We start from the raw sequence: 23485 nt of genomic DNA, 5'->3' as shown, positions 1-23485 counted from the left end.
GCGGATCCGGTGGCCGTCGCGCTCTTCGCTATCGTTGCGGTCGCCACAGTCGGCGCCTGGCTGGTGGCGTTGATGGCGGCGCTGCAGATCGTTGCGCTGACGCCCGCCGGGCAACGCTGGAAGAGCTGGTTTGCCCTGGGCGGCTGGCGCTTCGGCGAAATCCGCGCTGCTGCCGGAACCGCGGTCGAGCCGCATATCCGGCGCTACCGGTTGGCGTTTCTGGTTTTCATGCTGGCGGTGATCGCCGGCGCCGCTGCCGGTATCCTGCTCGGCGCCGAGCAGCAGAACAATACCCATGAGGACCAAGCCGTCCTCGCCAATCCATCCTCCAGTCTGGAGAGCTGAATGCCCACGATCCTGATGCCCGCCCTCTCGCCGACCATGGAAGAGGGGAAACTCTCGAAATGGCTGGTCAAGGAAGGCGACACGGTAAAGCCCGGCGACGTATTGGCCGAGATCGAGACCGACAAGGCGACCATGGAGGTCGAGAGCGTCGATAGCGGCGTGGTCCAGAAGCTCATCGTGCCCGAGGGCACCGAGGGCGTGAAGGTCAACGCCCCGATCGCTTTGGTGCTGGGTGAGGGCGAAGTGCCCGGCGATGCCGAAGCGAACAGCGCACAGCTCAAGCCGGTCGATGTGGCGCCCGTCAAGGTCGAGTCAACTGATACCGTGCCGGCCGCCCCGGCCGGCGTAACGCCCGTCGCCATCCTCGAAGCGGCATCCGATCCGGATCTGCCCGCCGGCGTCGAGATGGTCGAAATGACCGTTCGCCAGGCGCTCAACGAGGCGATGGCCGAAGAGATGCGCCGCGACAAGGACATCTTCCTGATGGGCGAGGAAGTGGCCGAGTACCAGGGCGCCTATAAGATCAGCCAGAACCTGCTGCAGGAGTTCGGCCCAGAGCGCGTCGTCGATACCCCGATCACCGAGCACGGCTTTGCCGGCCTCGCCGTCGGCGCGGCCTTTGCCGGCCTCCGGCCGATCGTCGAGTTCATGACCTGGAACTTTGCCATGCAGGCGATCGACCAGATCATCAACTCCGCCGCCAAGCAGCTCTACATGTCCGGCGGCCAGGTCACCGCGCCGATCGTCTTCCGTGGCCCGAACGGCGCCGCGGCCCGCGTCGGCGCGCAGCACAGCCAGGATTATTCGGCCTGGTACAGCCACGTGCCCGGCCTCTACGTCGTCGCGCCCTATAGCGCCGCCGATGCCAAGGGCCTGCTCAAGGCAGCGATCCGCTCGAACAATCCGATCGTCTTCCTCGAGAACGAAATCCTCTACGGCTCGACCGGCCTCGTGCCCAAGGTCGATGATTACGTGCTGCCGATCGGCAAGGCGCGGATCGCCCGGCAGGGCAAGGACGTCACCATCGTCTCGTTCTCGATGGGCATGCGCTACGCCACCCAGGCGACCGAAAAACTGGTCGCGGCCGGCGTCGATGTCGAGCTGATCGACCTCCGCACCCTGAGGCCCATGGACACCAAAACGGTCATCGAGTCGGTCAAGAAGACCGGCCGCCTCGTTACCGTCGAGGAAGGCTGGCCGCAGGGCGGCATTGGTGCCGAACTCTCGGCCGTCGTTACCGCCGGGGCGTTCGACTATCTCGACGCCCCGCCGACCCGAGTCACCGGCAAGGATGTCCCGATGCCCTACGCCGCGAACCTCGAAAAGCTGGCTTTGCCGAATGTCGATGAGGTCATCGCGGCGGTGAACGCCGTGACCTATCGGAGCTGACGCTGATGGTGACCGAACTCGATCGGAAGTTTCTCGATGCAGCCTATGAGGAGGCCCAACTGGGCCTCTCCGAGGGCGGCATCCCGATCGGCTCGGTGCTGGTGCGCAACGGCGAGATCATCGGCCGCGGCCACAACCGGCGCGTGCAGAAGGGTGATCCGATCCTGCACGGCGAAATGGACGCGATCCAGAACGCCGGCCGGCAGCGCACCTACAAGGACGTAACCTGCTACACCACGCTCAGCCCCTGCATGATGTGCACCGGCACCATCATCCAGTTCGGCATCACCCGGGTGGTCGTGGCAGAATCGAAGAATTTCAAAGGCTTCCAGGATGTCCTGTCACTGGCCGGCGTTGACGTGGTGGACTACCACGACGAACGCTGCGAGCACATGATGGCGGATTTCATCGAGAAGCACCCGCAACTCTGGAACGAAGATATCGGCGAGTAAGGCACCATGAGCATCAACATCACCATGCCCGCGCTCTCTCCCACCATGGAAGAGGGCAAGCTCGCCAAGTGGCACGTCAAGGAGGGCGACAGCGTCTCCTCCGGCGACGTGATCGCCGAGATCGAGACCGACAAGGCGACGATGGAAGTCGAGGCCGTCGACGAGGGCAAGATCGGCAAGATCGTCGTCCCCGAGGGCACCGAGAACGTCAAGGTCAACGCGGTGATCGCAGTGATCCTCACCGAAGGCGAAACCGCCGCCGACGTGAAGACCCCGGCCCCCGCTGCCGCTCCGGCCGCCAAGGCGCCGGAACCGCTCAAGGCCGAGGCTCCGGCCGCCGCGCCCGCTCCTGCTGCTACCCCGGCCCCCGCGCCGGCGAAGCCTGCCGCTGCTCCCGCGGCGAACGGCGCCCGCGTCTTTGCCTCGCCGCTGGCCAAGCGCCTCGCCAAGGAAGCCGGCATCGAGCTCAGCGCCATCTCGGGCTCGGGCCCGCATGGCCGCGTCGTCCGCTCCGACGTCGAAGCCGCCAAGTCCGGCAAGGCGCCGCTGAAGGCCGCTCCGGCCCCCGCCACTGCGGCAGCTTCGGGTGGAGCTGCTCTCGCCGGCGGCATGAGCAAAGCGCAGGTCATGGCCCTCTACCCCGAGGGCAGCTACGACATCGTCCCCAATGACGGCATGCGCAAGGTCGTGGCGGCGCGCCTCACCGAGGCCAAGCAGACCATTCCGCATTTCTACCTGTCGCTCGACTGCAGGATCGACGCGCTGCTCGAAGCCCGCGAACAGATCAATGCCGCGGCGCCCCTCAAGGACGGCAAGCCCACCTACAAGCTCTCGGTCAACGACTTCGTCATGAAGGCCTGGGCCGCGGCGCTGATGAAGGTGCCGACCGCCAACGCCACCTGGGCGGGCGACTCGATCCTCTACCACAAGCACGCCGACGTGGCGGTTGCGGTGGCCGTGCCGGGCGGGCTGTTCACCCCGGTGGTCAAGGCCTGCGATACCAAATCGCTGCGGCAGATCTCCGAGGAAGTGAAGGATCTGGCCGGTCGCGCGCGTTCCAAGAAGCTGATGCCGCAGGAATACCAGGGCGGCACCTCCTCGGTCAGCAACCTCGGCATGTACGGCATCAAGAACTTTCAGGCCGTCATCAACCCTCCGCACGGCACCATCCTGGCGGTCGGTGTCGGTGAGGAACGCGTCTATGCCGAGAAGGGCCAGGTGAAGGTCGCCAACTTCATGACCGTGACGCTCAGCTGTGACCATCGTGCGGTTGACGGCGCGCTCGGCGCCGAAGTGCTGGCTGCCTTCAAGGGCCTGATCGAAAACCCCGTGATGATGCTGGCTTGAGGGCAGGGGCTTCGCGATGAAGACCATCCTCGCTTTCGGCGACAGCCTCACCTTCGGCGCCAACCCGATCCCGGGCGGTCCGCGTCATCCGTACGAGGATCGCTGGCCGACCGCCCTCGAGCGCGCGCTGGAGGGTAAGGCCCGCGTCATTGCCGAGGGTCTCGGCGGCCGGACGACCGTGCACAATGACGGCTGGGCGGCGGCCGATCGTAACGGCGCGCGGCTACTGCCGACGCTGCTCGAGTCGCACTCGCCGCTCGACCTGGTCATCATCATGCTGGGCACCAACGACCTGAAGCCGTTCCACGGCCGCACGGCGCAGGAAGCCGCCAATGGCATGCGCCGGCTGGTACAGATCACCCGCGGGCACTACCAGAAACCCGGCGACATCGCGCCGAAGATCATCCTCGTCGCGCCGCCGCATATCAGCGACACCGATCACCCGGAGATGCTGCTGCATTTCGGCGATGCGGCGATCGGGCAATCGAAGCTCTTCGCGCAGTGGTACAAGCTGCGCGCCGATGAATACGGCACCGGCTTCTTCGATGCCGCGACCGTCGCCCAGCCGCACCCGGCTGACGGCGTACATCTCGACGCTGCCAATACCCGCGCCATCGGCGAGGGCCTCGCACCGCTGGTCAAACAGGTATTGGGCCTGTGACCGCGCCGATCGCCATTCGCGGGGCGGAGCCGGACGATTTTCGTCAGCCACTGCCGAGATGTGCGTGGGACAACGGCATGTCTATGCCGGGTACAGGCGGCGGGGATCGAAAAGTCTCGACTGTGTCGTGGGCAGAGGCCAATCTTAAGAAAATTGGCATGCTCACCGGGCGTGTCGTTGAAGGTGAGGCATCTCGGCCGTGGGCATTTGTGCGGATCGAGCATGGCCTGTTTGCTGAGATCGAGGCACTCGCTGCGGGTACATGGCTCATTCAAGGGTTTGGCGTCGACCCGGACTGGCTGGACCGGGGAGTGGAGAGGCTGTTGCTCAATGAAGCGGTCCGGCGTGCGAGCTCGGCTGGGCTCTCCGGCGTCAGCACTATCGTGGGTCGTACGGCCCAGGACCTGATTGCATGGTTCAAAGGTGAAGGTTTTACCGCTCGCGCCGAGTGTGGTGGCGCCTACGGGGCTGTAGCGGCGCCCGTGACGTGGGTGCTGCTGGTGCGGGAGACTGTGCATTGACCGCCCCGATCGCCATTCGCCCGGCGACCAAGGCTGACGCGAGTGAGATCGCGCTCCTGGTCAACATTGCGACGCATGGCGGCATCGGCATGGGCTGGGCGTACGATGCGCGCGCGGAGGGCACCTACGACCCGATCGAAGTCGGCCGGCTGGACATGCTCGACGAGCGCGATGAGCTGAACTGGCGTAATGCGACGATCGCCGAGAGCGATTGCGAAGTGGTGGGCATGCTGCTCGGCTACCCGGAGCCCGATGTCATGGGGCCGTTTCCCGACGACCTGGAGGACTTTCTGGTGCCGATCGTCGAGCTCGAGTGGCTGTCCGCTGGGCACTGGTTCATTTCGATGCTGGCGGTGCATGCGCCGTGGCGTGGGCACGGCGTCGGCGGCTTGCTGCTCGAGCTGGCCGAAACGAAGCGCGCCGAAGCCGGTAGCACCGGCCTGGCGCTGATCACTGAAGACGTGAACGTACGGGCAAGAGAGCTCTACGAGCGCGAAGGTTTCAAGGTTTCCGCGTCGCGGCCGATGCGCAACTACCCAAACGGGCCGGCCCGTGGCAGCGACTGGCTATTGATGATGAAGGACCAACAACATGGCTGACTCATACGATCTCATCGTCATTGGCGCCGGTCCGGGCGGCTATATCGCCGCGATCCGCGCGGCGCAGCTGGGTCTGAAGACCGCCATCGTCGAGCGCGAGCACATGGCCGGCATCTGCTCCAACTGGGGCTGCATCCCGACCAAGGCGCTGCTCCGCTCCGCCGAGATCTACGGCCATATGGGCCACGCCAAGGACTATGGCCTCTCAGCCCGTGAGTTCGGCTTCGACATTGCCGCCATCGTCGACCGCTCGCGCAAGATCGCCGGGCAGATGAACAATGGCGTGCAGTTCCTGATGAAGAAGAACAAGGTCGACATCATCTGGGGCGAGGCGCAGCTGACGGCGCCCGGCGAGATCGTGGTCAAGAAAATGACCAAGAAGCCGGTCGAGCCGCAGTGGCCGCAGCCCAAGACGGTTTTGCCCGAAGGCACCTACAAGGCCAAGCACATCATCATCGCCACCGGGGCGCGGCCGCGCGTCCTGCCCGGCATCGAGCCCGATGGCGAAAAGATCTGGACCTATTTCGAGGCGATGAAGCCGGCAAAGTTCCCAAAGTCGCTGGTGATCATGGGGTCGGGCGCCATCGGCATGGAGTTCGCCTCGTTCTACCGCTCGCTCGGCGCCGAAGTGACGGTGGTCGAGCTGCTGCCCACCATCCTGCCGGTCGAGGATGCCGAGATCGCCGCGCATGTGAAGAAGCGCTTCGAAAAGCGCGGCATCAAGATCATCACCGATGCCAAGGTGGCCAAGGTCGATAAGACCAAGGACGGCATCACTGCCCATATCGAACCCAAGACCGGCGACAAGCTGACCATTTCGGCCGATGCGCTGATCTCGGCTGTGGGCGTCCAGTGCAACACCGAGAATCTCGGGCTCGAAAAGCTCGGGGTGAAGATCGAGCGCGGCGCCATCGTCATCGACAATTACGGCCGCACCAATGTGCCGGGCGTCTGGGCCATCGGCGACGTCGCCGGCCCGCCGATGCTGGCCCACAAGGCCGAGCACGAGGCGGTCATCACCGTCGAGACCATTGCCGGCCTCAAGGGCGTGCACGGTCTCGACAAGCTGAAGGTCCCAGGTTGCACCTATTGCGAGCCGCAGGTGGCGAGCGTTGGGCTGACCGAGGCCAAGGCCAAGGAAGCCGGTCGCGAGATCAAGGTTGGCCGCTTCCCGTTCGTCGGCAATGGCAAGGCGATCGCACTCGGCGAGCCCGAGGGGCTGGTGAAGACCATCTTCGACGCCAAGACCGGCGAGCTGCTCGGCGCCCACATGGTGGGTGCGGAAGTCACCGAGCTGATCCAGGGTTTTGTCGTGGCCATGGGGCTCGAGACTACCGAGGAAGAGTTGATGCACACCATCTTCCCGCACCCGACCCTTTCTGAGACCATGAAAGAGTCGGTACTCGACGCTTACGGCCGCGCGCTCAACATCTAGGCGCGCGTAGCGGCCAAAAGTATCTAACTCGCGCGCGGACTAAGACCAGATGAACCACCCGGTTCCACCCGAGGACATTCCGTTCATGTCGCCAGAAATCACCTCGCTGCTCATCTTCCTCGGCATCGGCCTCGTCGCCGGCTGGATCGCCAGCCTGATCCTGGGCGGCGGTGGGTTGCTGCGCAACCTGATCGTCGGGGTCATCGGCTCGGTCGTCGGCGCTTATCTGCTGACGCTGGCCAAGGTCGAATTGCCGATCGGCAATGCCCTGGTCAGCCAGATCGTCACCGCCACCATCGGCGCCATCGTGGTGCTGCTGATTGCACGGCTGATCACCAAATAGAGCAGGCCCGTCGGGGTTGAACCTGCCATGTCGAGACGCGATATCGACTTGGGGTCAAACAGGGGTAAGACAATGGGTCTGCCGGAAAAGCAGTTTGGGGGAGAGTCTCAAATGGGTCGTATGGACACGCGCTCGCTGGTCATCTTTCTGGTCATCGGTCTCGTCGCTGGCTTCCTCGCCAGTCTCGTGGTCGGCGGCGGCGGGTTGATCACCTACCTGGTGAGCGGCGTCATCGGTTCGTTCGTGGGCGGCTATCTGTTCACCGCCCTCAATATCAACCTCGGCATCAAGAGCCCGATCGTCACGCAGATCATCACTTCGACGGTTGGTGCTATCATCGTTGTCGTTATTGCCAGGCTCATTGCCGGCTAAGGAACGCCTCTTGGTCACCCTGATCGACAGTTTAGACACCCGCCCGCGGCACCCGGAAAAGGCCAACCGGCCTGAAAACGAGATGCTGCGAAAGCCGGACTGGATCCGGGTCAAGGCACCGGGCTCTCCCATCTATAAGGAGACCCAGCAGATCGTGCGCGAGAATGGTCTCGTCACCGTCTGCGAGGAAGCCGGCTGCCCGAATATCGGCGAGTGCTGGAGTAAAAAGCACGCCACCATGATGATCATGGGCGAGATCTGCACCCGCGCCTGCGCCTTCTGCAACGTGCGCACCGGCCTGCCGACCGCCCTCGATCCGATGGAGCCCGAGAAAGTCGCCAACGCCGTCGAAAAGCTCGGCCTTGCGCACGTGGTGATCACTTCGGTCGATCGCGACGACCTGCCCGACGGCGGCGCCGAGCACTTCGCCCAGGTGATCCGCGCCATCCGTGCCCGCACACCGAAGACCACCATCGAGATCCTGACGCCGGATTTCCTGCGTAAGGAAGGCGCGCTGGAGATCGTCGTCGCCGCCAAGCCCGATGTGTTCAACCACAACCTCGAGACGGTGCCGTCAAAGTACCTGAAAGTCCGTCCCGGTGCCCGCTACTTCCACTCGATCAGGCTGCTGCAGCGGGTGAAGGAACTCGATCCGACCATGTTCACCAAGTCCGGCATCATGGTCGGGCTCGGCGAGGAGCGGAACGAAGTCTTGCAGCTGATGGACGACCTGCGCTCCGCCGATGTCGATTTCCTGACCATCGGCCAGTACCTGGCGCCGACCAAGAAGCACCACCCGGTGCAGCGCTTCGTCACCCCCGAGGAGTTCAAGTCGTTCGCCACCGTGGCGACGACCAAGGGCTTCCTCCTCGTCTCCTCCAGCCCGCTGACCCGCTCGTCGCACCACGCCGGCGAAGATTTCGAACAGCTTCGCGCCAACCGGATGGCCAAACTCGCCCATGGCTGATCTCTTCCTCGAGCGGCATTCGCCGCATCTGCCGCAGCGCATGTTCGATCTGGTCTCCGACCTCGAGGCCTATCCGCGCTTCATCCCCAACTGCAAGGCGATGGAGGTGCGCGACGACGCGACCGGCGAGGGCATCCTGGCGCGGATGACCATCCAGTTCGGCCCGATCACCCAGGCCTATACCAGCCGGGTGGTCGCCGACCCGCAGGCGCTGACCATCACCGCCAAGGCTGTCGATGGGCCGTTCGCCTATCTCGACAGCAAATGGAGCTTTGAGGTGGAAGGCGAGGGGACCCGCATCCGCTTCGACATCGACTTCAAGATCGCCAACCCGCTGGTCGCCGCGGTTGCCGAGCCGGCCTTTGCCGCCAAGCAGAGCGAGATCATCGACGCGTTTGAGGATGAAGCTGACAGGCGGTTCGGGTAGGGGCTGGGGATAGGCCTCATCACTGTCCTGAAGCGCGGCAGTCACGTATCGCGGAATGACCACCGACCTGCCTTCTCCCCTTGTGGGAGAAGGTGGCGCGCAGCGCCGGATGAGGGGTCCGCGCAACGCAGTGTAGCGCGTTCCGAGCGAAGCGAGGAGCGACCGAGTACGCGGAGAGAACCCCTCATCCGCCCTTCGGGCACCTTCTCCCACAAGGGGAGAAGGCATTCGTTTCACGGCCGGTGCACTACGCAGGCAGCCCTTAAGCCTTCGCCGCCTTCAGCAGCAGCTTCAGCGCCTGCACAACCGTAGCGTGGCGCACCTCGTCGCGGTTGCCGGGAAACACCTTCTTGAGGTGCGTGGTGCCGGCTTCGGTCGCGACCGAGAAGTGCACCAGCCCGACCGGCTTGTCGGGGCCGCCGCCGGTCGGGCCGGCAATGCCGGTGACCGCCACCGCCACGTGCGTACCGGCCGCGCCGATGGCGCCGTCGGCCATCGCCATGGCCACTTCCTTCGATACTGCGCCGAACTGCTTCAACAGCCCGAACGGCACGCCGATCATCGAGATCTTGGCCTCATTGGCGTAGCTGACGAAGCCGCCATAGACCACGTCGGACGAGCCGGAGATGGCGGTCAGCGCCCCGGCGATCAGCCCGCCGGTGCAGCTCTCGGCCGTCGCCACGGTCATTCCGGCGGCCTTGAGGGCGGCAACCGTCTCCTCGGCGAGGGCGGCGATATCGTCGGGCAGCTTCATCTCAATCTTCCCTGGGCAGTTCGATGCTGGCGCTGGCCATGGCGACGATGCCTTCGCCGCGGCCGGTGAAACCGAGTTGTTCGCTGGTGGTGGCCTTGATGGCGACCCGGCTGGTGGCGATGCCACACACCCCGCCGATAGCGGCCTTCATCGCCTCGACATGCGGCCCTACCCGCGGCGCCTCGCAGACAATGGTGATGTCGAGATTGACGATCCTGCCGCGTCGCTCGCCGACGAGGCCGGCGGCATGCTTCAGGAAGATCGAGGAGGCCGCGCCCTTCCACTGCGGGTCGGAGGGCGGAAAATGCTTGCCGATATCGCCTTCACCCAGCGCGCCATAGATGGCGTCGGTCAGCGCGTGCAGCGCCACGTCGGCATCGGAGTGGCCTTTGAGTTTATGGGTGTGCGGGATCTCGACCCCGCCCAGCCAGACCGAACTGCCGGTGTCGAACGGGTGAACATCGAAGCCGGTGCCGATGCGGCTTTCCATGGCCGTCTCCTTGCCCAACAGGCGCTCGGCGCGGGCGAAATCCTCGGGGTGGGTGATCTTGAGGTTTTGCGTGCTGCCCGGCGTCAGCGCGACGCTGAGACCCGCCCATTCGGCGATCGCTGCATCGTCGGTGAACTCGCGCGGCATCCGGCCGGCGCGGAGGTGGGCCGAGAGAATCTGCGGGAAGCGAAACCCCTGCGGTGTCTGTGCCGCGAACAGCGTCTTGCGGTCCTCGGTTGCGGTCACCGTCCGGCCGTCGATCGAGCGCTTGATCGTATCGGTCACCGGCACCACGGGCAGCGCGGCTTCGCTCCCCCTGAGCGCCTCGATCACCCCGCCGATCACTTCCGATGAGACCAGCGGCCGCGCCGCGTCCTGGATCAGCACCAGGTCGGGTCGCCTGGGGCTCAGCGCCGTGAGCCCGGCCAGCACCGAGGCTTGCCGCGTCTCGCCGCCGGTAACCGGCGGCAGCAGCCGCGGATCGGCGAGACCGAGAGCCGCGTAGCGGTCGACCTGCTCGGCATGGATGACCGGCACCACCCAACTGATATCGTCGCGCCGCAGAAATGCCGCGATGCTGCGGCTTAGCACCGGCGTGCCGGCGAGGTCGCGGTATTGCTTCGGGCTGGTGTCGCCGGCGCTGCTGGCGCGTTCACCGCGGCCCGCGGCGACGACGATTACGGCGATGGTTCTGGTGCCTGTCATTGTCGCTTCATATCGCGCCTTTAGTGGCGCGGGCTTGGTCTACCGGCGGCTTTTCCCCGCAGCAAGCCCAGCGCCGAACATTGCGCGATAGGGCGAGATATGTGGTTGCGCGCCGCCCGCTTTTGACTATTCTGCGGGCATTTCGTGGAAATGAGCAAATCTGGGGCAGGGTGTGTCTGATATTGCCTGCACATTGAGCATTGCTGGTCATGAGTTGCCGAACCGCGCCTTTTTGGCGCCGATGGCCGGGATCACCGACGCGCCGATGCGGAAACTTGCCGAGCGCTTCGGCGCCGGCCTCGTCGTCTCGGAGATGATCGCCAGCAACGCGCTGGCCACCAACAATGACGACATGGTGCGCCGCCTCAACAAATCCGGCGCATTGCCGCATGTCGTGCAGCTCGCTGGCTGCGAAGCCGAATGGATGCGGAAGGGCGCTGAGATCGCCTACGCGGCGGGCGCCGACATCATCGACATCAACATGGGTTGCCCCTCGAAGCGCGTCACCAACGGCTATGCCGGTTCAGCGCTGATGCGGGTGCCCGACGAGGCGCTGAAGCTGATCGACGCCGTGGTAGCCGCGACACCGCTGCCGGTCACCGTGAAGATGCGGCTCGGCTGGGACGAGGATTGCCTAAACGCTGCCGACCTGGCGCGGCGCGCCGTCGATGCGGGCGCCCAGATGATTACCGTCCACGGCCGCACCCGGCAGCAATTCTACAAGGGCGAGGCGCGCTGGAACCTGGTGCGCCCGGTGGTCGAGGCGGTGAGTGTTCCAGTGGTCGTCAACGGCGATATCACCAGTATTGCCGCAGCGCGCGAGGCGCTCGGGCAATCGGGCGCCGCCGCGGTGATGATCGGCCGCGGGGCACAGGGACAGCCCTGGGCCGTCGGACAGATCGGCGCGCAACTTGTAGGCCGTGAGCCGCAGGCCGCCCCGACCGGTGCCCAGCTGGCCGAACTGGTCGCCGAGCACTACGACGCCATGCTGACCGACTACGGCACCCAGCTCGGGGTGCGCGTCGCGCGCAAACATCTCGACTGGTATCTCGAGGCGGCCAATATCGTGCTCGACAAGCCGGTCCGCGGCCAGCTGCTCAATGCGCTGAAGCCGGCCGAGTTCACCAGAATGATCAGCGATATCTACTCCGGCGACTGGAGGCTCGCGGCATGAGCAAGGTTCCGCCGCCGGCCCTCAGCACTGCCGTGCTGCAGGCATTGCCGCAGCCTGTCATCGTCTGCAGCGAAGACCGCACCATCGTCTTCGTCAACTATGCAGCCGAAGCCTTCTTCGGGGCCTCGCAGAGCGTCTTGTCGCGCCAGCGGCTCGATGACCTCATTGCCTTCGGCTCGCCCATCATCGGCCTGATGCAGGCCGTCGCCGATCGTCGCGGCCCGATGACCGAGTATCGGGTGCGGGTGGGCTCGTCGCGCTTCTCCGATGTTGGCGATGACCGGGTGGTCGACGTCTTTGCCTCGCCGCTCTCCGATGCCGATGGCCGCATCGCGCTGTTGTTCCAGGAGCGCACCATGGCCGACAAGATCGACCGGCAACTGGTCAGCCGCGGCGCGGCGCGTTCGGTCACCGGGCTCGCCTCGATGCTGGCGCATGAGATCAAGAACCCGCTCTCCGGCATCCGCGGCGCGGCGCAGTTGCTGGAGCAGAGCGTCACCGCCGATGAGCTGCCGCTGGCGCGCCTGGTGCGCGACGAGGTCGACCGTATCGTCGACCTGATCGACCGGGTCGAGGTGTTCGGTGACGACCGGCCGATCGAGCGCGAGCCGATCAATATCCACGTCATCCTCGATCGGGTGAAACTCCTCGCCAAGAACGGCGTCGCGAGGGGCATCTCCTTTCACGAGGAGTATGATCCATCGCTGCCGCCGGTCGGCGGCAACCGCGACCAGCTCATCCAGGTGTTCCTCAATCTGGTGAAGAACGCCGCGGAAGCCCTTGAGCGGACACCTAAACCTGAGATCCGCTTCTCGACGGCGTTCCGACCGGGTATCCGCATTTCGGTGCAGGGCGTGTCGGAGCGCATCTCGCTGCCGCTGGAGATCGTCATCGAAGACAATGGTCCCGGCGTGCCGCCCGACCTGGTGCCGATCCTGTTCGATCCGTTCGTCACCACCAAAGCCAATGGCTCCGGCCTCGGCCTCGCGCTGGTCGCCAAGATCATCGGCGACCATGGCGGCGTCGTCGACATGGACAGCCGTCCCGGCCGCACCCGCTTCCGCATCCTGCTGCCGGTCGCCGCCAAGAGCACGGTGACCGAAACTGTTTCCCAAGAGGTTCCGGCCGAATGAGCCACACTATCCTGCTCGCCGACGACGATGCCGCGATCCGCATGGTGCTGAACCAGGCGCTGACCCGGGCCGGCTACGAGGTGCGCCCAACCGGCAACCTCTCGACCATGTGGAACTGGGTGAGCCGCGGGGAAGGGGACCTGCTGATCACCGATGTGGCGATGCCCGACGGCAATGCCTTCGACATCATGCCCAAGATCAAGAAGCTGCGCCCCGACCTGCCCATGGTGGTGATGAGTGCGCAGAACACCTTCATGACGGCGATCCGCGCCAACGAGGTCGGCGCTTACGAGTATCTGCCGAAGCCTTTTGACATCACCGAGGTGCTCTCGGTGGTCGGTCGGGCGCTGGCCGACGCCAAGAAAGCCTCGCCAGCCGAAAAGAAGGCCGACGAGCCGGGCGAGACCATGCCGCTGGTTGGCCGCTCGCCGGCCATGCAGGATATCTACCGTGCCCTGGCGCGGCTGATGCAGACCGACCTGACGGTGATGATCACCGGCGAGAGCGGCACCGGCAAGGAGCTGGTGGCGCGGGCCCTGCACAATTTCGGCAAACGCCGCAACGGGCCGTTCGTCGCCATCAACATGGCCGCGATCCCGCGTGACCTGATCGAAGCCGAGCTGTTCGGGCATGAGAAGGGCGCCTTCACCGGCGCCGCCGCGCGCTCCTCCGGTCGCTTCGAGCAGGCCGAGGGCGGCACCCTGTTCCTCGACGAGATCGGCGACATGCCGATGGATGCCCAGACCCGCCTGCTGCGCGTGCTGCAGGAGGGCGAATACACCATGGTCGGCGGCCGCACGCCGATCAAATCCAACGTCCGCATCGTCGCCGCGACGCACCGTGATCTCAGCCAGATGATCCGCCAGGGCCTGTTCCGCGAGGATCTCTACTACCGGCTCAACGTCGTGCCGATCCGCCTGCCGCCGCTGCGCGAGCGCGTCGACGACATCAACGATCTGGTGCAGCACTTCCTGCGCGCCGCGCAGCGCGAGGGCGAGCCGGTCAAGACCATCTCCTCCGACGCCATCCGGCTGATGCACAACTATTCCTGGCCGGGCAACATCCGCGAGCTGGAGAACCTGGTGCGCCGCCTGTCGGCGCTCTACGCCGACGAGAACATCTCGCTCGAAATTGTGCAGAGCGAGCTCAATCTGGCCGACCGCCAGCCGGTGCAGAGCAGCAGCGGGCCGGTGGACGTTTCGACCGCGGTCGAAACCCATGTCGCCCAGGTGCTGCGCGAGTACGAACCGAACCTGCCGCCGGCGGGGCTCTACCAGCGGGTGCTCGACCGGGTGGAGGCACCGCTGATTGCCATGGCGCTCAATGCCTGTGGTGGCAACCAGATTCGGGCCGCTGACCTGCTTGGCCTCAACCGCAATACGCTGCGCAAGAAAATCCGCGCCCACTCGATCGAGATCGTCAAGCAGTCGCGCCGCCAAGGCTGACCGCGCGCTGCTCCCATCACATTGCCGAGCCGTCGGCAGACGGCTGTTGCGAAAATGCATCGACGGGACTACTCAAGCCGATGTGTTGCTTTGTCGCCGCTCCCTGGTGTCACATTTTGGCAACAATTGTCTTGAAGGGTGAATCGGTGGGTTAGGCCGCCCACGATCCGTCCACAACCCGGCTTCTGGATGCACGACGCAACGCTCACCGGCGACGCACCACCCGAGGCGATTCCCGCGCCGGCTTCGGCACGGACACGCCCGCTGTTGTTCGGGGACACCGGCCGCAAGGCCATCCGCACCATCGGCCTGATCATCGTTCTGCTGTCGGTTTTCGTCTCGTCGGGCTCATTCCTGATCATGACCGGGGCGACCGATATCGAGCCGACCCCCGAGGTCTGGACCATCATCTGGGTGATCAACGGCCTCCTGGTCGTCTCGGTGGTGGCGCTGGTGCTGACCGAGGCGACACTGCTGGTCCAGGCGCGGGTGCGTGGGCAGGCCGGCGCCGGATTGCAGGTCCGCATGGTGGCGATGTTCGCCACCGTGGCCGCCGTCCCGGCCTTGCTGGTGGCGGTCGTCGCCATGATTTCGCTGAACCAGGGCCTCGACCAGTGGTTCTCCGAGCGCACGCGCACCATGGTGGAGAGCTCGCGCCTCGTCGCCCGCTCTTACCTGCTCGAGCATTCGCAGGTGCTGCGCGATGACATCATCTGGGTGGCCAACGAGCTGGAGCAGGCGCGCGGCACCTTCGAGACCGACCGCACCAAGTTCCAGCGCATCCTCACGGCGCTCGCCGTCACCCGTTCGCTGCCATTCACCTCGCTGATCTCGGCCGACGGCGACACCCTGATGAAGGCGCAGATCAACGCGCCCGGCACCGCGCCACGGGTGCCCGCCGGCCTGACCCAGGGCGTGGTCGAGGGGACGCCGACCGAGATCGGCCCCGGCCGCACCAATCTCGTCGGCTCGGTGGTCAAGCTCCGTGGTTACGACAATACCTATCTGTTCGTGGCCCGCCCGGTGGATCCGGAGGTGCTGGAGTTCACCCGGCTCACCGACGCCAACATCACCGAGTACCGCAATTACGAGAGCAACCGGCTGGTCTTCCAGATCACCTTTACGCTGATGTATGTCGGCATGGCGCTGGTGCTGCTGCTCGCCGCGGTGTGGATCGGCATCGCGCTCGCCAACCGCTTCGTCGACCCGATCCGCAACCTGATGATCGCTTCGAGCCGCGTCTCGGATGGTGATCTCGACGTGCGCGTGCCGGTGCAGGAGGGCAGGGGCGACCTGCGCGATCTCTCCAGCCGCTTCAACACCATGACGCAGCAGCTGAAAACACAGCGCGTCGCACTGGTCGAGGCCAATGAGACCAACGAGAAGCGCCGCCAGTTCACCGAAGCCGTGGTGGAGGGCGTGTCGGCCGGCATTGTCGGGCTCGATCCGTTCGGCGCCATCACGCTGGTGAACCTGCGCGCTGCCGAAATGGTCGGCTCCGATGAAATCTCGCTGGTCGGCAAGCGCATCGATGAGGTGATCCCCGGGCTCGCGCCGGTGATCGAGCGCGCCAAATCGGCGCGTCGCGGCACCATCCGCGACCAGATCGAGATCGGCTCGGGCCCCGACTATCGCACCTACCAGGTGCAGCTGACCCGCGAAGGCACAATGACCGAGTCCAAGGGCTTCGTTGTGACGCTCGACGACATCACCGATCTGCTCTCGGCCCAGCGCACCGGCGCCTGGGCCGATGTGGCGCGCCGCATCGCCCACGAGATCAAGAACCCGCTGACCCCGATCCAGCTCAGCGCCGAGCGCCTGCGCCGCCGCTATGCCAGTAAGCTCGCCGACGACTTCGAAGTCTTCGACAAGTGCATCAACACCATCATCCGGCAGGTCGGCGATATCGGCCGCATGGTCGACGAGTTCTCCTCGTTCGCGCGCATGCCGGAAGCCAAGCTGGAAAAGGGCAACCTGACCGAGTCGATCCGCCAGGCGGTGTTCCTCGAGAGCGTCCGCCTGCCGGAAGTAACCATCAATATGGAGCTGCCCGAGCAGCCGATCACCGCCTGGTTCGATAACCGGCTGATCAGCCAGGTGCTGACCAACCTGATCAAGAACGCCGTCGAGGCGATCGAGGGCGCCGGGCTCGAAGGCATCAAGAATCCGGTGATTACCGTCGAAGCCGGCCCTGAAGGGGACATGGTTCGGCTGTCCATCTCCGATAACGGCAAGGGCTGGCCGAAGGAGAACCGGCACCGGTTGCTCGAGCCTTATGTTACGACGCGCGAGAAAGGCACCGGGCTCGGCCTCGCGATTGTCGCCAAGATCATTGAACAGCACGGCGGCAAGGTCGATCTGATCGACGCCGAGCCGGACGAGAACGGGCGCATCGGCGCCTGCTTTACCTTCACCCTGCCGCTCAACCGGCCAGGTGAAACGGACGACGGGGAGCCAGCAGCTCCTCAGACGGTGGCGGGGCAGCAGACCGCTACCGAGACCACGAATGACGCAGCGGGTGGGGCAGACCCTGACAGCGGACAGCAAGAGGAGCCGCAATTGCAAGCGGTTGATAATACCTGATGGCCCTCGACATTCTCATTATCGATGACGAGGACGACATCCGCGACCTGATCGCGGGTATCCTCGAGGACGAGGGCTACCAGACCCGGCAGGCGCATGACGCCGATTCCGGGCTGAACGAAATCGCCCGGCGCCGGCCGAGCCTGGTGTTCCTGGATATCTGGATGCAGGGCAGCCGGCTCGACGGCCTGCAGCTGCTCGATGAGTTCCAGAGCCAGCACCCGGATATGCCGGTGGTGATGATCTCGGGGCACGGCAATGTCGAGACGGCGGTCAGCGCCATCCGGCGTGGCGCCTACGACTATATCGAGAAGCCGTTCAAGGTGGATCGGCTGCTGCTGATCACCCAGCGCGCCATGGAGGCCGCACGCCTGAAGAACGAGGTGGCCGATCTCCGCGAGCGCTCCAACAAGACCGTCGAACTGGTCGGCAACTCGCAGGCCATGCAGGCGGTGAAGGGTGTCATCGAAAAATCGGCGCCGACCAACTCGCGCATCTTCATCTCCGGCTCCTCCGGCACCGGCAAGGGCCTCTCGGCGCGGCTGATCCACCAGCGCAGCGCCCGTTCGGAGGCGCCGTTCGTCGAGATCAACTGCTCGCTCTATTCGCCCGAGGAAGTGGCGGTCGTGCTGTTCGGCCGCGAAACCCGCGAGAAGACCGGCACGCTCAGGACCGAGGTGGGGGCGCTGGAGAAGGCGCATGGCGGCACGCTCTACCTCTCCGAGGTGGCGGCCCTGCCACAGGCCGCGCAACAGGCGCTGCTGCGCACACTGGTCGAGAGCAAGTTCAACCGGGTCGGCGGCGCCGTTGCCGTGCCGATCGACGTGCGCATCATCTCGTCGAGCTCGCAGAACGTCGCCGGCCTGATCGAGGACGGGCAGTTCCGTTCCGACCTGTTCCACCGGCTGTCGATCGTGCCGTTGCACCTGACGCCGCTGAAAGAGCGCCGCGAGGACATTCCGCCGCTGGTCGAGGTGTTCATCGAACAGGTGTGTCGCCTGCACAACCTCAAGAGCCTGTCGATCGGCGATGATGCGGTGGCGGTGCTGCAGGGCCAGGATTGGCCAGGCAATGCCCGCCAACTGCGCAACTCGATCGAGCGGCTGCTGATCCTCGTCAAGGACCAGACCCCGGCCGACGGGATGATCACCGCGGCGATGCTGCCGCCCGATATCGGCGAAGTGCTGCCGACCGTCGGCGACAGCGACTCATCGGCCCACCTGATGAGCCTGCCGCTGCGCGACGCCCGCGAGGTGTTCGAGCGGCAATACCTGATGGCGCAGATCGAGCGGTTCGGCGGCAACATCTCCAAGACCGCCGAATTCGTCGGCATGGAGCGCAGCGCTTTGCACCGCAAAATCAAGTCGCTGGGGCTCTAGGGGCGCTTTCAGAAAAAGTTGCAGAGTTTTCCGGTTCGAGAGCGCGACCAATCACGAACTAGGCCGTTTCGCCCATGCGCTCAGGTGCCATGCGCGTGTACGGGTAGGCACTAAGATTCTTCTGTGCCATACTTCAAAGGCGATGGGAGAGTGACCATAAAAGGGGGCAGGGGCGGTGGCGGCCGTTGTTCCCATCAACAGGGCGTGGCCGTTGGCTTGCGGCCCGTCTAACATCCCGCGAGAAGAGGCCAACGAATGCCCAGCGAAAAGACCCAGAATCTCCAGGACGCGTTCCTCAACCATGTCCGCAAGCAGAAAGTGCCGGTCACGATCTTCCTCGTGAACGGCGTCAAGCTGCAGGGCGTGATCACCTGGTTCGACAATTTCTGCCTGCTCCTGAGACGCGATGCGCAATCGCAGCTCGTCTACAAGCACGCCATCTCGACCATCATGCCGGGCGCTCCGATCCAGCTGTTCGATCCCGAGCACACCGGCGAGGACTGAGACACACCTTGAGCGATGACTTTGACGACGAGGCCGCCCGCAAGGGCGGCCCACAGGCATTCATAGACCAGCGTGCTGCGCCGACCCGAGTGGGCCTCGTCATTCCCGATGTCCGCGGCCGCGCCACCACCCACAGCATCGAGGCGCGCAAGGCCGAGTTCGAGGGCTTGGCCAGCGCCATCCGTGTCGAGATCGTGTTCTCCGAGATCGCCAAGGTGCGCGAGATCAAGCCGGCGACCTTCATCGGTGGCGGCCATGTCGAGGAGATCGCCAAGCGGGTGAAGGAGGAGGAGATTGAACTCCTGCTCGTCGACACCGCCTTGCACCCGATCCAGCAGCGCAACCTCGAGAAGGAAACCGGCACCAAGGTGCTGGATCGCACCGGGCTGATCCTCGAGATCTTCGGCGAGCGCGCCGCCACCCGTGAGGGCGTGCTGCAGGTCGAACTCGCCCACCTCAATTACCAGAAGAGCCGGCTGGTCCGCAGCTGGACCCACCTCGAGCGCCAGCGCGGCTCGGGCGGTTTCGGCTTCATGGGCGGCCCCGGCGAAACCCAGCTGGAAAGCGATCGCCGGCAGCTGCAGGACCGCATCAAGATGCTCGAAGAGCGCATCGAGAAGGTGCGCCAGACCCGCGGCCAGCAGAAGGGCCGGCGCGATGCCGTGCCGTTCCAGGTGGTGGCGCTGGTGGGTTACACCAATGCCGGGAAATCCAGCATATTCAACGCGCTGACCGGGGCAGGGGTGTTCGCCAAGGACCTGCTGTTCGCCACCCTCGATACCACGGTGCGCAAGATCAGCCTGCCGCATGGCCGTGAGGTGATGCTGTCGGACACGGTGGGCTTCGTCTCCGACCTGCCGACCGACCTGATCGCTGCCTTTCGCGCGACGCTCGAAGAGGTGCTGGAAGCCCATGTGATCCTGCATGTCCGCGACGTCGCCAACCCCGATCACGCGGCGCAGGCGCAGGACGTATTGAAGGTGCTGGAGGAACTCGGCATGTCGGCCGAGACCACCCCGATCATCGAGGTCTGGAATAAGGTCGACCTCTTGGAGCGTGATGCCGACGGCACCTATCCGGCGCTGGCGACGCTGTCGCCGCTCGGCAAGGTCGCCGCGTCCGTGCCGGTGTCGGCGCAGACCGGCGAGGGGCTGGATAGGCTGCTCGACACCATCGAAAAGGTCTTGGGCGGGCAGGGGCGGACCTACCGCGTGCTGGTGCCGCATACCGCCGGCGCCGATGTCGGCTGGCTCTACGGCCACGCCGAGATCATTGGCAAGGACGAGCCGGACGAGAACGGCCAAGTCTACGAGGTCCGGGTCGAGGCCCGGCACAAGAACGCCTTCACCGAACGCTTCGCCGGCCGCATCGAAGGCTCAGACGCCGCCTGACCGTCCGAGCTGGATGTGCAGATGGTCGTCATGGCGCGCCGCGCGACACCCCTGAAAGCGGATGTGGCTCGAGTTGACGCCTAGCGACTGCTTGAGGTGCGGCTCGATGAACACTGATCGGACACCGAAGCGCGTCACGCCCGCTGTCGCCAGCCAGCGCAGAGCCGCGCCGGTGCGTTGTCGTTCGAGGCGATAATTCGGAAACAGCGGCTGCAGAGCGTCAAAATCCCAGCGCAGGCTGAGCCCATTCTGCTGCGCTAGGCAGGGGTGTACATCGCTGGCTGCTGGCTGCTCGAAGGCGAAGTAACCGATCGGCGAGCGGGTCACGCCGTTGCGAAACCTGCTCTCGGCATCCTCGTAATAGTAAGCGACGTCGAGGGCCAGGCCATTGCCGTGCGAGAGATGCGGCAACAGCGGAAAGCCGTCGAGGAACGGAAAGCCGCCATCGAGGGCGAGGGTGGTTGTCCCCGGAAACTCCGTATCGACATGCTCGGCCAGCGCTTGGGCGGCCTCGCGCAGCTCCGGAGTGACGTAATTGCGGTTCAGCACGCAGTAGAGTGGCGACTGGGCCGCAAGCGCCTGTTGATTGCCGGCAAAGCACGGCAAGGGAACACGACCAAGGCTCGGCACCGCGAGCATCGCGCTGATCGACGCAGCGCCGTAGCACAAGAGGAACAGGCCAAGCCGCAGCGCCTGGTGGCGCACTCGCAGCAGCCGCGCCAGGCCCAGCGCAGCAAGATAAGCCAAGCCGCCGATCTGCGTGGCCAGCGTCAGGAGGACGAAGATCAGCGACCGAGCAACAAGCCGCAGCATCGCCCGCTGCTCCGGCGCTTACCCGCGCTCTTTGGCCCTGATCTCGTTCCAGTAGCCGTCCAACCGATTGAGCCCGGCCTCGGCCAGCGGGACGGCGTCCTCCGTGGCGCGGCTTTCGACGTAGCGGAAGCGGCGGTCGAACTTGACGTTGGCGTCGCGCAATGCGGATTCGCCTTCGACCCCGAGCTTGCGCGCGAGGTTGGCGGCGGCGAACAGCAGGTCGCCCAGCTCCTCGTGGATCTCGGCCGTGTTGCCGGCTTCCGCCGCAGCGGCGACTTCGTCGAGCTCTTCGCGGACCTTGGCCAGCGTCTGCCGCCAGTCGGGCCAGTCGAATTGCACCGAGGCAGCGCGGCGGCTGAGCTTTTCTGCACGGGCGAGGGCAGGCAGGGCGTGCGGTACGTCGTCGAGGATGGACGAGGGGGTTTGCTTCCGCTCAGCCTTCTTCGCCCGCTCGTCGGCCTTCACCTCGTCCCACTTGGCTTTGGCGCCACCAGCATTGCGCGCCGCTTCCTCTCCGAAGACATGAGGATGCCGGCGTATCAGCTTCTCAGTAATAGCAAAAACCACGTCGCCGATATCGAACAGGCCTTGCTCCGAGGCCATCTGGGCGTGATAGACCGGCTGCAGCAGCAGGTCGCCGAGCTCCTCGCGCAGGTCCGCATAATCCTCACGCTCGATGGCGTCGGCGACCTCGTAGGCTTCCTCGATGGTGTAGTGGCGAATGCTGGCGAAATCCTGCTCCAGATCCCACGGACAGCCGCCATCCGGGTTTCGGAGGGCGGCCATGATCTCGATCAGGCGGGAAATGTCGCGGGACGGCTGCATGGCAACTCTCAGGTGATGTCGAAGCTGACGGCGTGGTTGCCGAGCCGGCCGACCACGTGGCCGGCGCCGGCGATCGGCACGAGGCCGCAGAGCGAGCCGGTGGTGACCACCGTGCCGGCCTTAAGCGGAAAAGCCGGGTTCTGGTTCTTGGCGTAGGCGATGAACGAGTTGAGCACGGTGCCGAACGAGTGCTTGGCCGGCGCCGACCAGATCTGCTGACCAGCGAACTCCAGGTGCACGTCGTAATTGCCGATCTCGGCGCCGGCGTCGCGATGCGTGGGGTCGATGACGTAGCCATAGGCCGTGGCGTTGTCCGCAAGCCCGCCATACGCACCTGCGAGGCTCCGGTCGGCATAGCGCGTACCGCAGACCTCGATGCCGACGAAGTAATGGCTGATCGCCTCGATGATATCGATCTCGTCACGGTTAGCGGCGTCGGTCGTCAGGTCGCTGGCCAGCACCAGGCCAACCTCGACCTCGAGCCCGACGATCGTCGGCGACGACAGCTGGAACGCGCCGCTGTTGCCGACACGTGACCGATAGATCGGCGCACAGGCGCCAAGTCCGTCCGGCGCCACGATGGTCTTGAGCAGCGCCGGAGCTTCGCCGAGCGCCGCCATGGTCGCGGACTGGATGCTGAGGGCGGCAGCGCGATCGAGCGCCGCATAGGGGACAGCATCGACATCATGCCGGCCGGCACGCTGGGCCTCGATAAGCTGCTGGGTGAGGTCGGCTTCGGTCGGCATATCGCTATTCCTCCATTCGCATAAGATATATTATGGAACTATCGCATTGACCCAACGGTGCGGCTGGCGGCCTTTGCTGCCTCACACCGTACGTCCAAGTCATTGGGGATTTCGTGCTGGTTGCCTGTGCCACGGACCGGCTGCGCTAGCATGACTAACCCTTCTGCAATGCGCGTTGGAGCAGCGCGGTCGAATAGAACTCGTACGAGGCCGCCTTGTCCGGGAAATCGATCAGATGGACTGTGAAGCGGCAAGGAACGCCATTTTCGGGAAGGTTGTCGGCGAAAAAGGATGAGTACGCCTCGGCATAGGCTTTCCGAAGGCGATCCTGCTCAGCGGCATATCCGGCGGGATCGGCGAGGATGTTCGGGGTCTTCGGTTGGGCACCGAACGCGTACACCTCAATGAAATCGATATCCTGCAAAGACGAGCAGATTCCCGCCTCGACCAGCCACTTCTCCCAGCACCTGAACACCAGTGCGACTTCCTGATGGGGATCCATCGACACGAGTTCGCTGAGTCCCAAAATGCCCTTCGCTGAGTAGCCACCTGTCAGACCAGCGAAATGAATCTTGAGGTCGCCATCCGCCTGTTCCTCGGTGACCAGCGCCGAGAGAACAGGTCGATCGCCTTCATAGTAATAGGTGAGTTTGCCGCGCTTCCTGACATTGAATGCCATCGATAA

General features: G+C 65.1%; 25 protein-coding genes. 19 read left to right on the top strand and 6 right to left on the bottom strand.

The window, feature by feature from the left end; translation table 11 throughout:
* Positions 1–9: 9 nt before the first annotated feature.
* The 12 genes from VW23_RS20200 to VW23_RS20145 all read left to right on the top strand — a co-directional run bounded on the left by VW23_RS20200 (position 10) and on the right by VW23_RS20145 (position 8858).
* On the top strand, positions 10–345 hold the full coding sequence (locus VW23_RS20200) for a hypothetical protein (protein WP_069911330.1): 336 nt from the start codon (positions 10–12) through the stop codon (positions 343–345).
* Positions 346–1734, top strand: a complete 1389-nt coding sequence (locus VW23_RS20195) for a pyruvate dehydrogenase complex E1 component subunit beta (RefSeq protein WP_069911329.1) — start codon at positions 346–348, stop codon at positions 1732–1734. It begins immediately after the preceding gene.
* A gap of 5 nt (positions 1735–1739) precedes the next feature.
* A complete protein-coding gene (locus VW23_RS20190; protein ID WP_069911328.1) occupies positions 1740–2186 on the top strand; it encodes a nucleoside deaminase in 447 nt (148 codons plus the stop codon).
* Positions 2187–2192: 6 nt separating this feature from the next.
* Positions 2193–3533: a pyruvate dehydrogenase complex dihydrolipoamide acetyltransferase gene (locus tag VW23_RS20185; protein ID WP_069911327.1), complete on the top strand. Its 1341-nt coding sequence runs from the start codon at positions 2193–2195 to the stop codon at positions 3531–3533.
* A 16-nt stretch (positions 3534–3549) separates the two neighbouring features.
* Positions 3550–4194 (top strand): SGNH/GDSL hydrolase family protein, encoded by a 645-nt coding sequence (locus VW23_RS20180; RefSeq protein ID WP_069911326.1) that lies wholly within the window; start codon positions 3550–3552, stop codon positions 4192–4194.
* Entirely contained in the window at positions 4191–4715 is a 525-nt protein-coding gene (locus VW23_RS20175; protein ID WP_141728405.1) for an N-acetyltransferase, read from the top strand. The genes VW23_RS20180 and VW23_RS20175 overlap by 4 nt, the downstream gene beginning before the upstream one ends.
* On the top strand, positions 4712–5314 hold the full coding sequence (locus VW23_RS20170) for a GNAT family N-acetyltransferase (protein ID WP_069911324.1): 603 nt from the start codon (positions 4712–4714) through the stop codon (positions 5312–5314). Before VW23_RS20175 ends, VW23_RS20170 begins: the two co-directional genes overlap by 4 nt.
* Positions 5307–6749 (top strand): dihydrolipoyl dehydrogenase, encoded by a 1443-nt coding sequence (gene lpdA, locus VW23_RS20165; protein WP_069911323.1) that lies wholly within the window; start codon positions 5307–5309, stop codon positions 6747–6749. The genes VW23_RS20170 and lpdA overlap by 8 nt, the downstream gene beginning before the upstream one ends.
* An 85-nt stretch (positions 6750–6834) precedes the next feature.
* Positions 6835–7092: a GlsB/YeaQ/YmgE family stress response membrane protein gene (locus tag VW23_RS20160; protein WP_055879759.1), complete on the top strand. Its 258-nt coding sequence runs from the start codon at positions 6835–6837 to the stop codon at positions 7090–7092.
* A gap of 120 nt (positions 7093–7212) precedes the next feature.
* Positions 7213–7464 carry a GlsB/YeaQ/YmgE family stress response membrane protein gene (locus VW23_RS20155; protein WP_055877802.1) on the top strand — a complete coding sequence of 84 codons (252 nt, stop codon included), beginning with the start codon at positions 7213–7215 and terminating at the stop codon, positions 7462–7464.
* 10 nt (positions 7465–7474) lie between these two features.
* Positions 7475–8431: a lipoyl synthase gene (gene lipA, locus VW23_RS20150; protein ID WP_069911322.1), complete on the top strand. Its 957-nt coding sequence runs from the start codon at positions 7475–7477 to the stop codon at positions 8429–8431.
* Positions 8424–8858, top strand: coding sequence for a type II toxin-antitoxin system RatA family toxin (locus VW23_RS20145; protein WP_069911321.1), 435 nt, complete (start codon positions 8424–8426; stop codon positions 8856–8858). Before lipA ends, VW23_RS20145 begins: the two co-directional genes overlap by 8 nt.
* A gap of 262 nt (positions 8859–9120) precedes the next feature.
* Here the strand turns inward: VW23_RS20145 and VW23_RS20140 are convergent, their stop codons facing one another.
* Entirely contained in the window at positions 9121–9612 is a 492-nt protein-coding gene (locus VW23_RS20140; RefSeq protein WP_069911320.1) for a CinA family protein, read from the bottom strand.
* A gap of 1 nt (position 9613) precedes the next feature.
* Positions 9614–10807, bottom strand: a complete 1194-nt coding sequence (locus VW23_RS20135) for a bifunctional 2-C-methyl-D-erythritol 4-phosphate cytidylyltransferase/2-C-methyl-D-erythritol 2,4-cyclodiphosphate synthase (RefSeq protein ID WP_069911319.1) — start codon at positions 10805–10807, stop codon at positions 9614–9616.
* 172 nt (positions 10808–10979) lie between these two features.
* On the opposite strand from VW23_RS20135, the gene dusB reads away from it, so the two are divergent.
* From dusB to hflX, 7 genes are all read left to right on the top strand, one after another.
* Positions 10980–11981 carry a tRNA dihydrouridine synthase DusB gene (dusB, locus tag VW23_RS20130; RefSeq protein WP_069911318.1) on the top strand — a complete coding sequence of 334 codons (1002 nt, stop codon included), beginning with the start codon at positions 10980–10982 and terminating at the stop codon, positions 11979–11981.
* Positions 11978–13114 carry a two-component system sensor histidine kinase NtrB gene (locus tag VW23_RS20125; protein ID WP_069911317.1) on the top strand — a complete coding sequence of 379 codons (1137 nt, stop codon included), beginning with the start codon at positions 11978–11980 and terminating at the stop codon, positions 13112–13114. Before dusB ends, VW23_RS20125 begins: the two co-directional genes overlap by 4 nt.
* On the top strand, positions 13111–14559 hold the full coding sequence (gene ntrC / locus VW23_RS20120) for a nitrogen regulation protein NR(I) (RefSeq protein ID WP_069911316.1): 1449 nt from the start codon (positions 13111–13113) through the stop codon (positions 14557–14559). The genes VW23_RS20125 and ntrC overlap by 4 nt, the downstream gene beginning before the upstream one ends.
* Before the next feature lie 189 nt (positions 14560–14748).
* Positions 14749–17142, top strand: coding sequence for a sensor histidine kinase NtrY-like (locus VW23_RS20115; protein WP_141728404.1), 2394 nt, complete (start codon positions 14749–14751; stop codon positions 17140–17142).
* On the top strand, positions 17142–18521 hold the full coding sequence (gene ntrX / locus VW23_RS20110; protein ID WP_069911314.1) for a nitrogen assimilation response regulator NtrX: 1380 nt from the start codon (positions 17142–17144) through the stop codon (positions 18519–18521). Before VW23_RS20115 ends, ntrX begins: the two co-directional genes overlap by 1 nt.
* 255 nt (positions 18522–18776) lie before the next feature.
* Positions 18777–19025 carry an RNA chaperone Hfq gene (hfq, locus tag VW23_RS20105; RefSeq protein ID WP_055049125.1) on the top strand — a complete coding sequence of 83 codons (249 nt, stop codon included), beginning with the start codon at positions 18777–18779 and terminating at the stop codon, positions 19023–19025.
* Positions 19026–19033: 8 nt separating this feature from the next.
* Entirely contained in the window at positions 19034–20416 is a 1383-nt protein-coding gene (gene hflX / locus VW23_RS20100; RefSeq protein WP_069911313.1) for a GTPase HflX, read from the top strand.
* On the opposite strand, the gene VW23_RS20095 is transcribed toward hflX, so the two are convergent.
* From VW23_RS20095 to VW23_RS20080, 4 genes are all read right to left on the bottom strand, one after another.
* Positions 20402–21229, bottom strand: coding sequence for a hypothetical protein (locus VW23_RS20095; RefSeq protein ID WP_069911312.1), 828 nt, complete (start codon positions 21227–21229; stop codon positions 20402–20404). The genes hflX and VW23_RS20095 overlap by 15 nt on opposite strands.
* Before the next feature lie 18 nt (positions 21230–21247).
* Positions 21248–22054 carry a nucleoside triphosphate pyrophosphohydrolase gene (gene mazG / locus VW23_RS20090; protein ID WP_069911311.1) on the bottom strand — a complete coding sequence of 269 codons (807 nt, stop codon included), beginning with the start codon at positions 22052–22054 and terminating at the stop codon, positions 21248–21250.
* Between the two features lie 8 nt (positions 22055–22062).
* Positions 22063–22800, bottom strand: a complete 738-nt coding sequence (locus VW23_RS20085; RefSeq protein ID WP_069911310.1) for a hypothetical protein — start codon at positions 22798–22800, stop codon at positions 22063–22065.
* Between the two features lie 154 nt (positions 22801–22954).
* Entirely contained in the window at positions 22955–23479 is a 525-nt protein-coding gene (locus tag VW23_RS20080) for a hypothetical protein (protein ID WP_069911309.1), read from the bottom strand.
* Positions 23480–23485 lie beyond the last annotated feature (6 nt).

It is taken from the genome of Devosia insulae DS-56, assembly GCF_000970465.2.
GTDB classification, from domain to species: Bacteria; Pseudomonadota; Alphaproteobacteria; order Rhizobiales; family Devosiaceae; genus Devosia_A; species Devosia_A insulae.
This window is presented reverse-complemented; position numbering and strand designations above follow the sequence as displayed.